Source organism: Dietzia sp. oral taxon 368, assembly GCF_002999155.1.
Lineage (GTDB): Bacteria > Actinomycetota > Actinomycetes > Mycobacteriales > Mycobacteriaceae > Dietzia > Dietzia cinnamea.
On the sequence record NZ_CP027238.1, the window covers coordinates 3,360,741 to 3,372,956 of the forward strand.

Sequence of the window (12,216 nt, forward strand, 5' to 3'; positions counted from 1 at the left end):
GCGGTGCACGGCCGTCGCGCCGCCCGTTACGTCGTAGGGGGAATATCTTGCGCCGAATCGCGCACACTGCAGACCGTCGGGTGCTCACCAGTGCAGCCGTGACCGTCGGAGCCATCACGGTCCTCGCCGCGGTCGGGCTCACGATCGACACGAGCCGCCCCGCCGCACCCGACATCACGCCGCTGGCCGAGTACTCGCCGGAGCCGCCTCTCGCGACGACGCCGCCTCCCGGCACCGACCCCACCACCTCGGAGAAGATCCCGGAGCCGCCGGTCGACCCCGGCGCCGCGCACATCGAGCCGGCGACGATCCCCGACGGCCCACTCGGGATCCCGGGCATCGCCCTGGACGCCTACCACCGCGCCACGGACCGGCTCAACGCGGAGCGCCCCACCTGCGAGATGGACTGGACCGTCCTCGCCGGGATCGGCCAGGTCGAATCCAACCAGGGCCGCGGGCTCTTCGACGTGCGCGGCGACACCATCGGCCGCATCGTCGGCCCCCGGCTCGACGGCTCCCTGCCGGGCACCGCCGTCATCACCGACACCGACGGCGGCAGGTTCGACGGAGACCCCGACTTCGACCGTGCCGTCGGGCCCGTCCAGTTCATCCCGTCCACCTGGGCGACGCTCGGGCGCGACGGCAACGACGACGGCGTCGCCGATCCGAACAACATCTACGACGGTGCCCTGGCCGCGGCGACGCTCCTGTGCAACCAGGGCGGGTCCATGGCGGACCCGGCAGCCCGAACCCGCGCGCTCCTGGCCTACAACAACTCGCTGGCGTATGTGGCCAACGTCAACGCGTGGGCACACGGCTACGCGATCAATGCCTTCCCGCTGCCCTCCGATCTGCCGGAGATCCACCGACCGGAACCCACGGTCGAGCCCCCGCGGCCACCAGAGCACTGCCCCGAGGGCTGGGAGGGCGAGCCGACCGCCGCGCCGGAGCCCGCGGAGCCCGGTGAGCCGGAACCGCCGGTACCCGGCTGCACGGAGGTCACACCGACGACGACGTCGCCCACGACCGAGGTGTCGGCGACGGCGCCGTCGCCGACAACGACGGAGTCGTCCCCGGCCGCCGCGCCCGCGCCGGCGCCCCCCGCCATCCCGGGCCTGCCGGTGATCGAGTTGCCCTGTATCCCGCCGTTCTGCGTGCCGCCGCCCCCGGCCTGAATCGTCACCGGGTGCCGCGACGCCTAGACTCGGGGCATCATGAGTGCACCCAGCGAAGAATCGATCCGCGCCGCACTGGCCAAGGTCGATGATCCGGAGATCCGCAAGCCGCTCACCGAACTCGGCATGGTCAAGGGCGTCGAGGTGGACCCCGCGACCGGCCGCGTCGATGTCGGCATCTACCTGACCGTCGCCTCGTGTCCGATGAAGGACACGATCAGCGACCGCGTCCGCTCGGCGGTGTCCGACGTCCCCGGCGTCGGCGAGGTCGCCGTCGAGCTCGACGTGATGAGCGACGAGCAGCGCACCGAACTGCGCAAACACCTGCGTGGTGACGCGGCCGAACCCGTGATCCCGTTCGCCCAACCCGGCAACCTCACCCGTGTCTATGCGGTCGCCTCGGGGAAGGGCGGCGTGGGCAAGTCCACCGCGACGGTCAACCTGGCGACGGCGCTGGCCTCCCGAGGACTGTCCGTGGGCGTGCTCGACGCGGACATCTACGGGCACTCGATCCCGCGGATGCTCGGCACCGACGCCCGGCCGACCCAGGTCGAGCAGATGATCCTCCCGCCCGTCGCGCATGACGTGAAGGTCATCTCGATCGCCCAGTTCACGAAGGGCAACACCCCGGTCGTCTGGCGTGGCCCGATGCTCCACCGGGCGCTGCAGCAGTTCCTCGCCGACGTGTACTGGGGCGACCTCGACGTCCTGCTGATGGACCTGCCCCCGGGCACCGGCGACGTGGCGATCTCGATCGCCCAGCTCATCCCGTCGGCGGAGATCCTCGTGGTCACCACTCCACAGCAGGCAGCCGCCGAGGTCGCCGAGCGTGCGGGGTCGATCGCGCTGCAGACCCGTCAGCGGATCGCCGGTGTCATCGAGAACATGTCGTGGCTGGAGTTGCCCGACGGCACCCGCATGGACGTGTTCGGTACCGGCGGCGGCGCGGAGGTCGCGGCCAACCTGTCCCGCTCGGTCGGCGCACCCGTCAAGCTGCTCGGTCAGGTGCCGCTCGAACAGGCCGTACGCGAGCACGGGGACGAGGGCACGCCGATCGTGCTGGCCGAGCCCGGGTCACCATCGGGGCGCGCGTACCGCGACATCGCCGACGGCCTGGCCGTACGGCCCCGGGGCCTGGCGGGGATGAACCTGGGGATCGACACCACGCGTCATCTCTGACGGATCGGCCTCTCCCGTGGTCGGCGGGCGTCACTCCCCCGCCGGCCGCTCGCCGGGTCGCCTACCGCCTCCGGGCGGGTGACGACTCACCCGACGTCCGCCCTCAGGTGGCGTCGAGGTCCCAGACCGGACCGGGGGCCGGTGCCGTGTCGCCGGGGGCGTTCGCGTCCCGGGTCGCTGCGGGCGGGGTGGCGGCCGGCGGTCGGGTCGACCGGCGCGGCTCGGCCGCGGTGCCGGCGCCCGCCGACCCGGCCGCACCGGTGGGAGCGGCGGCGCCGAAGTCCCCGGTGAACAGGGAGTCGTCGCCGTCCAGCAGGTGCTTGGTGACCATGGCACGCGGGCTCATGCCGCGCAGGTCGTTGAGCTGCTTGAGCGGCTCGCGGAACTCCTCGAAGTCGGTCCCGTAGTCGTCCTTGAGCTGTTGCTGGGCGTTGCTGGCGAACTCGCGGACCTTGCGGATCGCGGACGCCAGCCAGCGGGCGGCCTCGGGTAGGCGCTCAGGACCCAGGACGACCAGTGCGATCACCCCGAGAACCAGGAGCTCGGACCACCCCACGTTTGTGAACATCGCAGTCAGGATACGTCGTGGCGGGCGCGAGTGGGAGCCTGGCGTGCCCGGGTGACCCCCCGGGCTCAGCCGAGCGTGGGGCGGACGGTCAGTTCGACGCGCGATCCGCCGCGGATGACCTCGACCGGGACGTCGATGTCCGCACCGGCGCGGCGGACGGCCACCACGAGCTCGTCGGACGAGCGGACCTGTCGCTCGCCGACGCGGGTGACGACGTCGCCCTCGCGGAGGCCGCCGGCCTGGGCGGGCGACCCCTCGCGCACGTTGACGATCTCCGCGCCCTCGACCGCGCCGTTGTCCGCCTTGCGTGCGTTGACCCCGATGGTCGCGTGCCGGACCGACCCCTCGGTCATCAGCGAGGTGGCGATGTCGCGGACGTCGTTGACGGGGATCGCGAAGCCGAGGCCGATGGATCCGCCGGACTGGGTGAAGATCGAGGTGTTGATCCCGATGACCGCGCCGGTGCCGTCGATGAGCGGCCCGCCGGAGTTGCCGGGGTTGATGGCAGCGTCGGTCTGGATGGCGTCGATCACCACGTCGCCGTCGGAGGTCGACTCCCCCAGCGCGATCGGCCGCCGGGTCGCGGAGACGATGCCCTCGGTGACCGTCCGCGCGAGTCCGAGCGGGGATCCGATCGCGATGACCTGCTCCCCGACCTGGACGTCATCAGAGTCGCCGAGGGTGGCGACGGTGAGGTTCTGGACGTCCTCGACCTTGAGGACCGCGAGGTCCGTGGCCGGGTCGCGGCCCACCGTCTCTGCCGCGGCGCGGGAGCCGTCGGGGAAGATGACGTCGATGTCTGCGCGGTCGGCGGCACCGTCCATGGTGACGACGTGGTTATTGGTGACGATGTAGCCCTGAGGGTCGATGACGACCCCGGAGCCCTCGCCGCGGGCCGACGGTGTGGAGACCTGGATGTTGACGACGGCGGGCTGGACCCGCCGTGCGACCTCCCCGACGGGATTGTCCGGGCGCAGGACGTTGTCGGGCGCGTCTGCGATCCGGACGGTCGAGGTGGTGAGGACGCGGGCGGAATCAGCGACGACGGCGCCGACGGCACCGCCGGCGAGGGCGACGACGGCGACGGCCGCGGTCGCCCCGGCCAGCGCCCGCCTGCTCAGTCGGCGCTCGAACAGTGCCTCGGAGAGCGAGAGCCGAGCCGGTGGGGCCTCGTCCGCGCCCGACAGGTCTACCGGGCGCGGCTCGGGTGGAGCCGCCACGGCGGGTGCGCCGAGACCGACCGGGGCCTGCGGGTCACGCCAGGGGTCGGGCGTGCGCGGCGGGGGCGTGGCGGCTTCGTCCTGCCAGTCCGGATGACGTTCGATGCCCCGTGGGCTCTCCGGGCCGGGGCCGAAGGCCTGGGCCAGGGCGGGGTCGGCGTCACGGTCGATCCCCGGGCCAGCGCGACCCACGGCACCGGTGTGGGACGCGGGGTCGAATCCTCCGGAGACGCCGTCGGGGCGGGAGAACAGGGCGACGTGCTCCGGCTCGACGGCCGGTCGGTGGATGGGTGCAGGCTCGCGCAGGGGACGGTCGGGGGCTTCGTCGCGCCCCGTCGACCCGCGCACGCCATTCTGGTCCTCCACCCGACCCACCCTAACGGCCGCGTCGCCCCAGCCGACGAAGTAGCCTCGCCCACGCGGTCCCGGACGTCTCCGCGGGAGCGGGCGTCCGGGACCGGTCGTCGTCTCGCGCGGGAGCGGTCGCGGCCGGGTCCTCCAGATTCCGTAGCCGCTCGAGGAGCTCGCGGGGCATGTGGATGGGTCCCGATCCCCGTAGCGCATGGCGCGCCTCCCGCTGCCCCTCGACCTCGCGGCGACAGTCGGCGCAGCGGGCGAGGTGGGCGTCCGCGCGCGATTGGCCGGCCTCGGGCAGGCGGCCGTCGACGTACGCGGCCGCGGCCTCGATGGAGAGATGATCGGTGGACAGGAACTGCTCTCGCACCCGCGGCGGCCCGGTCCGGCCCGCCACCTCGCGCGCGGACGTCTGCGACAACCTGAACTCGGGCGCGGAGCCGCGCCCGTGACGATGTCGATCCACGCCACGCCCTCCCGACCGTCGTCCTGCGGGACGGCACCGCGCCCCGCTCCTGATGGGTCAACGTCCGCCACGGCTCCGCGGTTCCCGCCGTCGGACGCGGCGGATCAGCTGGAACGCTGGTGCGCTCCGGTGACCCCGGCGGCCTCGAGTTCGGCGCGCAGGGCGGCGCGGCCGCGGTGGATACGGCTGCGGACGGTACCCATCTTGACCCCGAGGATGCGCCCGACCTCCTCGTAGCTGAGGTCCTCGATGTCGCTGAGGACGACGGCCGCCCGGAACTCAGGGGTCAGGTTGTCGAGCGCCGCCTGAAGGACGGGGTCGAACGTCTCATCGGACAGGACCTGCTCCGGACTCCGCTCGCGCCCGGGGACGCGTTCGGCGTCCTCGGGGAGGGTCTCGAAGCGGATGCGCGAGCGCCGCCGGGCCATGTCGAGGAAGAGGTTGGTGACGATCCGGTGCATCCACCCCTCGAAGGTCCCCGGTTTGTAGCGGTCGAGGGACCGGAAGACGCGGATGAACGCCTCCTGCGTGATGTCCTCCGCGTCATGGGCGTTGCCGCAGAGCCGGAACGCGAGGCGGTAGACCCGGTCACCGTGCTGGGCGACGAGTTCGGACCACGTCGGCATGTCCTCGGCGTCGCCGGTCGTGTCGAATCGTGCGGTGCCTGCCGACTCGTCGGGGGCCACCGGGGCGATCGTCGTCCCGTGCACGGTTCGTGAGTACATGCGCTGCCGCCGCCTTCCGGCGCGGGGCCCGTCCCCGCGCGGTGGTGGATCGCGCCCTCGTGACGCGACGTCCGACCACTCTCCCCTACCGGTCTGTCCTCACGGTATACGCGTACTGAGATCGCACTGAGAGTTTCGTACCGATCAGGTCACCGCGCGTTGGTCGCCGCTGTACCGGTCCGCGGCGATACGCTGCTCGGGTGTCCGATTCCTCTGATCTCCCCGCCACCGACCGCTCCGGGACCGACGGGCTGGCGCACCGGAGCGCGGCCCTCGTCGACGACTCCCTCTACGCCCCGGCCCGCGCCGAGGCCGACGAACTGGGTGCGCCCTCACCGGACGCCCCGACCGCGGAGACCATCCGGATGATCGCCCGGCTCAACGGCACCCGCGCCGCGGTGTGCATCACGCCGGCGCCGGGCGTCCCCGCACTCGCGATTCTCGCGGCGGCGGGCCAGGGTTCCGGGACCGTGGTCACGTGCATCACCGAGGATCCGCACCACCTGGATGCCGCGCGGGCCGCGGTCCGCCGGGCGGGCCATCCCTCCTCGGCGGCGCGCTACATCGCGGCCCGCCCGCTGGAGGTCGCGGACAAACTCGCCGACGGCGCGTACGACCTGGTGGTCGCGGATGTCCCCGCCCACTCGGTGACGCGCCTGATCTCCCGCTCGCATCAGCTACTGCGTTCCGGTGGGGCACTCGTGCTCATCGGTGAGCACGCGCCCCTGCCGGAGGACACGGACCTCCCGGAGCACGCCCACGTCACGCTCCTGCCGGTGGGTGTCGGGCTCACCGTCGTCGCACTCTGACCCGTCACACTCTGACCCGTCGCGCCGCCCGGCGATCAGCCCGGCAGGGACGTGACGGTGTTCTTGGCGACGCTGACGACGCCGCCCGCGCTGACGGGGAACCGCTTCCGGTCGCGTTCGTGGTCGACGCCGATGAGGTCCCCGTCGCCGATGTGGCAGTTCTTGTCGACGATCGCCTTGCGCACGACCGCGCCGCGGCCGATACGCACACCCGGCATGAGGACACTGCCCTCGACCACGGCGCCGTCCTCGACGACCACGTTGTTGGACACGACCGAATTGCGCACGGTGGCCGCGGAGATGATCGTGCCCGCACCGACCATCGACTCCTGCGACATCCCGCCGTTGACGAACTTCGCCGGCGGCAGATTGTCCTGCTGGGTGCGGATGGGCCACCGGTCGTTGTAGAGGTTGAACACCGGGTGGACCGAGACGAGGTCCATGTGGGCGTCGTAGAACGCGTCGATGGTTCCGACGTCACGCCAGTAGCCGCGGTCACGCTCGGTCTCGCCGGGTACGTCGTTGCGGGCGAAGTCGTAGACGTACGCCCGCTCCTGCTCGACCAGGGCGGGGATGATGTCGCCGCCCATGTCGTGGGAGGAGTCGGGCTTCTCGGCGTCCGCCCTCAGGGCCTCGATGAGCGCATCCGTGGTGAAGATGTAGTTGCCCATCGACGCGAAGGTCGCGTCCGGGTCGTCGGGGGTACCGGGCGGATCGGACGGCTTCTCCACCCAGCCGCGGATGATGTCGTCCTCGCCGGCGTCGATACAGCCGAACGCGAAAGCCTCGTCGCGGGGGACGCGGATCCCGGCGACCGTCACCGCGGCGCCGGTGGCGATGTGATGATCGAGCATCTGGCGCGGGTCCATGCGGTACACGTGGTCGGCGCCGAAGACGACGATGTGGTCGGGCTTCTCGTCGTGGACCAGGTTGAGCGACTGCAGGATCGCGTCGGCCGAACCCGTGTACCAGCGGGGTCCGAGTCGCTGCTGGGCCGGCACGGGGGCCACGTACTCGCCGCCCATGCCCCGCATGTGCCACACCTGCGCGATGTGGCGGTCCAGGGAGTGGGACTTGTACTGGGTGAGGACGCAGATGCGCATGAACCCGGCGTTGACGAGGTTGCTCAGCACGAAGTCGATGAGTCGGTAGGACCCGCCGAACGGCACGGCCGGTTTCGCGCGGTCCGCCGTGAGCGGGAAGAGTCGCTTGCCCTCGCCGCCGGCGAGAACGATTCCTAGGACATGCGGCTGGTTCCTCACGACCCCACCGTATCGACTCCGCGCGACTCCTCATGGGGCAACGGGCGCTTTGACCCCCGCCGCGCGCCCGGTCGTCACCCCGGCGACGGGCGGTGTTCACCGGGCACGCCTCGGGCGGGGGCCCGAGCGACTACCTTGGCCGGTGTGCGAGTAGCGATGATGACGAGGGAGTACCCGCCGGAGGTCTACGGCGGGGCCGGGGTGCACGTGACCGAACTGGTGGCGAACCTGCGACCACTGTGCGACGTGGACGTGCTGTGCATGGGCGCGGACCGCGACACCGCCCGCGCGTTCCGCCCCGACCCGGAGCTGGGGCCGGACGCCAACCCCGCGATCCAGACCCTGTCCGCCGGCCTGCGGATGTCCGTCGCGGCCGAGGGGGCGGACATCGTCCACTCCCACACCTGGTACGCCGGGCTCGCAGGGCATCTGGCCGGTCAGCTCTACGGCGTCCCCCACGTGGTGTCAGCGCACTCGCTCGAACCGAGCCGCCCGTGGAAGGCCGAGCAGCTCGGCGGCGGCTACCGGGTCTCGTCGTGGTCGGAGCGCACCGCGTTCGGAGGCGCTGACGCCGTGGTCGCGGTGAGCGCCCGGATGAAGGACGAGATCCTGCGTGTCTATCCCGAGGTCGAGCCGGACCGCATCCACGTGATCCTCAACGGCATCGACACCGCGGTGTGGGCGCCGGTCGAGACGTTCTCCGGGGAGAACTCGGTACTGCGGCGCCACGGGGTCGACCCGGACCGGCCGATCGTGGCTTTCGTCGGACGGATCACCCGGCAGAAGGGCGTGCCGCATCTCGTGCGGGCCGCCCGCGATTTCCACCCGGACGCCCAGTTGGTGTTGTGCGCGGGCGCACCGGACACCCCGGAGATCGCCGCCGAGATGGAGTCACTGGTCGCCGAGCTCAGGGCGGCGCGTGACGGCGTCTTCTGGCTGCGCGACATGCTGCCGCGAGAGGAGGTGATCGAGATCTTGTCCGCCGCGACGGTGTTCGCGTGCCCGTCGGTGTACGAGCCGCTGGGCATCGTCAACCTCGAGGCCATGGCGTGTGACACCGCCGTCGTGGCCTCCGACGTCGGTGGGATACCGGAGGTCGTCGTCGACGGCGAGACGGGCGTCCTCGTCCACTACGACGAGTCGGCGACCGTGGCGTTCGAGCAGGGGCTCGCGGAGGCGGTCAACGAACTGATCGCGGATCCCGAGCGGGCGGCGCGGATGGGCCGGGCCGGCAAGGAGCGGGCCGTGTCCCGGTTCTCGTGGCAGGCGATCGCCGAGCAGACGCACCGGATGTACGCCTCGCTGCTGTAACGCCGCCCCCGTCAGGGTCGGAGGTCGCCCAGCGGAACTCGGTAGGAACGCACCTCGACGTGCAACCGGACCGGTCGGTCGTCGGCGCCGAGGGCGGCCTCCAGCCGCGCCCGGTCGAGGTGCACCCCGCTGGGCCCCATGAGCGCGAGGTCGACGGCGACCGCCGCGAGCACCTCGGTGTGCTGGTCTACGACGCGGACCGGGCCCGGCTCGAAGGCGCCCGCCAGCTCCGAGTCCAGCCTCGCGGCCTTGTCCGGCGCCGGCTCGAGCAGTCCCCCGGCCGAACGAAGCGGTTCCAGATGGCCCTCCCCGGGCACCGCGACGACCAGTGTCCCGCCCGGGCGCAGCACGCGCGCGAACTCCGACGGATTGCGGGGCGCGAAGACCACCTGGAGGAGGTCGACGCTGTCGTCGGCGAGCGGGAAGCCGTCCCACGTGTCCGCGACCAACGCGGCCGCCGCGGGGTGCGCGCGGGCCAGGCGTCGGGCGGCCGCCGCGGAGATCTCCGTGCCGATCCCCACCACGTCGGCCCCGCCGGCGTCCCGGCCGACGGCGTCGAGAACCCCGGCGAGGTAGTGGCCGGTTCCCGCGCCCGCTTCGAGGACGACGCGGCGGGAGACGGACCCGGCCGGGGCGCCCGCCCCGATAGCGTCGCGGGCCACCGCCGCCAGCTCGTCGAGGACCCCGTCGAAGAGCCCCGAGGACAGCACCCGGTCGCGGGCCGCGACCTGATCGGCGGTGTCCCCGGGGAAGCGCCGACCCCGGGGGCCGAAGAGGCTGAGATACCCCTGGCGGGCCCGGTCGAACGGATGCCCGGAACCGCACGTGACGCCCTGGTCGGTCGCCCGCATCGCCTCCCCGCAGAGCGGGCAGCGCAACAGGGGCACGATCCGTCGGAGGGCGGGTCCGGGGGTCACGCCCGCGGTCGATCCGCGAGGTCGCGGAGCAACCCGAGCAGCGTGCGGGTGGCGAATCCCGTCGCGATGGGCCCGACCTCGTCGATCTCCTCGGGAGAGCGGGCCGGCCCGGCGATGTCGAGGTGCGCCCACGGGCGGCCGTCGACGAAGCCCTCGAGGAAGAGCGCCGCGGTGATGGCGCCCGGTCCCTTCGGTGCCTGGCGGCGGTCGGCGACGTCGGAGCGGACCGCCGGACGCAGATCGTCGGGGAGCGGGAGCCGCCACCACCGCTCCCCCGCCCTCGCCCCCGCGGCGGCGACCCGGTCGGCGAGATCGTCGTCGGTGGCCATGACCGCACCCGTCCGCATCCCCAACGCCACCTTCATCGCGCCGGTGAGCGTCGCGACGTCGATCACCACCTCCGGGTCGCACTCGGCGATGCCGTGAGCCAATGCGTCGGCCAGGACCATCCGGCCCTCCGCGTCGGTGTTGGTGACCTCGGAGGTCGTCCCGCCCACATGGGTGACGACGTCGCCCGGACGGTAGGCGGAACCGGAGAGCATGTTCTCCGCCGACGGCACCACCACCGTGAGATCCACTCCCGTGTACGCGGGCGCGGTGTCCGCGCAGAACGCCTCCGCCGCCGCCACGACGGCCGCCGAGCCCGCCATGTCGGTCCGCATGAGGTGCATGCCGTCGGCCGGTTTCACCGAGATCCCGCCCGTGTCGAACGTGATGCCTTTGCCCACCAGCAGCACCCGCGGGCCCGGGCCGGGGCGACGGGCCACCAGAACAGCCGGAGGGTTCGCCGAGCCACCGCCCACCGCGAGCACGCCGCCGAACCCGCCGGAGACGAGATCCCCACCCGAGAGGACGTCCGCGCGCATCCCAGCGGCGCGCAGCGCCCCGGCCATCCGCCCCACCAGCCACTCCGGCGTCTTCCGGTCCGAGGGGGCGCCGGCGAGATCGCGGGCCGCGGCCGTCGCCCGCGCGGCCTCCACCGCCGTCGCCACCTCACGGGAGACGCGCTCCTCGTCGTCGTCGTCGCCCCCTCCCGGTCGCGCGGTGACCACCACCACGAGTTCCGGCGCCACCGGCGCGGGGTCGGCCGCGAACACGTCCTGGCCGCGCGCCCCCAACAGGTAGCCCAGGACCACGTCCACCACCCGGTCTGTCGGGACCTCGCCGGGCACCGAGACCGCCACCGGTTCGACGGACCCGGCCTCGCGGAGGTGACGCGCCAGCGCCGCGCCCGCGCGGCGATGCCCCAACCCGTGGTCCACGGCGCCCGACCAGCCCGAACGCGGCGTCGACCCGTCGACCTCCACCTCCAGCACGGCACGCCCGTCACGGACGGTCACACGGACCTCCCGGGCCAGGCCGCGCGTCACCCGGCCGGCCTCCGGACGACGCACCACGACGGGCCGCGCTGCCGCGGGGACCTCACCGGACGCGACACGGACCGCGGGCAGGGGGCGGCTGGGGACATCGGACATCGGCGGTACCTTCCGGTGACATGAGTCGGCGCATCCGCCACGAGGGTCGGATGCGCCGGCATCGGTGGGACGATCGATCAAGAGGTGGCCTGCGTCAGCTCCTCGCCGAGCGACTTGGCCTCATCGGGGGTCAGCTCGACGACCAGCCGACCGCCGCCCTCGAGAGGGACGCGCATGACGATCCCGCGGCCCTCCTTGGCCGCCTCCATCGGTCCGTCACCGGTCCTGGGCTTCATAGCCGCCATCAGGTCGATTCCCTTCGTCCTAGTCCGCGGGGCGCGCCCTGCCGGGCGCCCGTGCCCACGATCGGTACTGCTCCAGTGGATACAACAGATTCTAGCGCGTCCGGCCCGACTCGGACGTCGTAGCAGACCGACCGTCCGCACCACGCACCCCGCCGACCGCGCCGCCGTCCGCCCCGACGGGCGCGCCGTCACCGACGGCGGTCTCCCCGAGCCGCGCCCGCAACCGGTCGATCTCCAGCGCGGCCTGCTCCAGGGTCCAGTCGACCTCGGCCATCGTGTACCCGCGCGCGGACACCCCGAGGCGTACCGCCCGGATATCATCCCCGGACAGCGGGCCCTGCGGCAGGCGGGTGACGGTGTGGCCCGCCTCCACTGCGGGCAGCAACTCCGAACGCCCGAACACCAGCAGCGACAGCGCGAACAGGCCCGAGGCCACGATCAGCGTCACGACCACGTAGACGACGATGGTGAGCATCGCGCTCCCCTCCTGTAGTGACGACCGCCGCGCCC

Annotated in this window: 13 protein-coding genes; 4 read left to right on the top strand and 9 right to left on the bottom strand. The window is 72.8% G+C overall.

The window, feature by feature from the left end:
- Window positions 1-98: 98 nt before the first annotated feature.
- Together C3V38_RS15700 and C3V38_RS15705 are read left to right on the top strand one after the other, a co-directional pair.
- Window positions 99-1,175: a lytic transglycosylase domain-containing protein gene (locus tag C3V38_RS15700; RefSeq protein WP_106386537.1), complete on the top strand. Its 1,077-nt coding sequence runs from the start codon at window positions 99-101 to the stop codon at window positions 1,173-1,175.
- Window positions 1,176-1,214: 39 nt separating this feature from the next.
- On the top strand, window positions 1,215-2,354 hold the full coding sequence (locus C3V38_RS15705; RefSeq protein ID WP_106386276.1) for an Mrp/NBP35 family ATP-binding protein: 1,140 nt from the start codon (window positions 1,215-1,217) through the stop codon (window positions 2,352-2,354).
- A gap of 103 nt (window positions 2,355-2,457) precedes the next feature.
- On the opposite strand, the gene tatB is transcribed toward C3V38_RS15705, so the two are convergent.
- The 4 genes from tatB to sigE all read right to left on the bottom strand — a co-directional run bounded on the left by tatB (window position 2,458) and on the right by sigE (window position 5,687).
- Complete coding sequence (gene tatB / locus C3V38_RS15710) at window positions 2,458-2,922, bottom strand: Sec-independent protein translocase protein TatB (protein ID WP_106386277.1); 465 nt, start codon at window positions 2,920-2,922, stop codon at window positions 2,458-2,460.
- Between the two features lie 65 nt (window positions 2,923-2,987).
- Window positions 2,988-4,508 (bottom strand): S1C family serine protease, encoded by a 1,521-nt coding sequence (locus tag C3V38_RS15715; RefSeq protein WP_254426023.1) that lies wholly within the window; start codon window positions 4,506-4,508, stop codon window positions 2,988-2,990.
- A gap of 10 nt (window positions 4,509-4,518) precedes the next feature.
- Complete coding sequence (locus tag C3V38_RS15720; protein WP_106386278.1) at window positions 4,519-4,962, bottom strand: anti-sigma factor; 444 nt, start codon at window positions 4,960-4,962, stop codon at window positions 4,519-4,521.
- 104 nt (window positions 4,963-5,066) lie between these two features.
- A complete protein-coding gene (gene sigE / locus C3V38_RS15725) occupies window positions 5,067-5,687 on the bottom strand; it encodes an RNA polymerase sigma factor SigE (RefSeq protein WP_106386279.1) in 621 nt (206 codons plus the stop codon).
- A 200-nt stretch (window positions 5,688-5,887) separates the two neighbouring features.
- Between sigE and C3V38_RS15730 the strand changes: the two genes are divergently transcribed.
- Window positions 5,888-6,496: a class I SAM-dependent methyltransferase gene (locus C3V38_RS15730; protein ID WP_106386280.1), complete on the top strand. Its 609-nt coding sequence runs from the start codon at window positions 5,888-5,890 to the stop codon at window positions 6,494-6,496.
- A gap of 35 nt (window positions 6,497-6,531) precedes the next feature.
- On the opposite strand, the gene glgC is transcribed toward C3V38_RS15730, so the two are convergent.
- Window positions 6,532-7,758, bottom strand: coding sequence for a glucose-1-phosphate adenylyltransferase (gene glgC / locus C3V38_RS15735; protein WP_106386281.1), 1,227 nt, complete (start codon window positions 7,756-7,758; stop codon window positions 6,532-6,534).
- Between the two features lie 144 nt (window positions 7,759-7,902).
- On the opposite strand from glgC, the gene glgA reads away from it, so the two are divergent.
- Window positions 7,903-9,069, top strand: a complete 1,167-nt coding sequence (gene glgA / locus C3V38_RS15740) for a glycogen synthase (protein ID WP_165001129.1) — start codon at window positions 7,903-7,905, stop codon at window positions 9,067-9,069.
- Window positions 9,070-9,080: 11 nt separating this feature from the next.
- On the opposite strand, the gene C3V38_RS15745 is transcribed toward glgA, so the two are convergent.
- The 4 genes from C3V38_RS15745 to C3V38_RS15760 form a co-directional block, all read right to left on the bottom strand.
- On the bottom strand, window positions 9,081-9,986 hold the full coding sequence (locus C3V38_RS15745; RefSeq protein WP_254426024.1) for a putative RNA methyltransferase: 906 nt from the start codon (window positions 9,984-9,986) through the stop codon (window positions 9,081-9,083).
- On the bottom strand, window positions 9,983-11,461 hold the full coding sequence (locus C3V38_RS15750; protein ID WP_106386283.1) for a M17 family metallopeptidase: 1,479 nt from the start codon (window positions 11,459-11,461) through the stop codon (window positions 9,983-9,985). The genes C3V38_RS15745 and C3V38_RS15750 overlap by 4 nt, the downstream gene beginning before the upstream one ends.
- A gap of 77 nt (window positions 11,462-11,538) precedes the next feature.
- A complete protein-coding gene (locus C3V38_RS15755) occupies window positions 11,539-11,706 on the bottom strand; it encodes a DUF3117 domain-containing protein (protein ID WP_007629831.1) in 168 nt (55 codons plus the stop codon).
- Between the two features lie 91 nt (window positions 11,707-11,797).
- Window positions 11,798-12,181, bottom strand: coding sequence for a DivIVA domain-containing protein (locus C3V38_RS15760; protein WP_061227639.1), 384 nt, complete (start codon window positions 12,179-12,181; stop codon window positions 11,798-11,800).
- Between the last annotated feature and the right edge of the window lie 35 nt (window positions 12,182-12,216).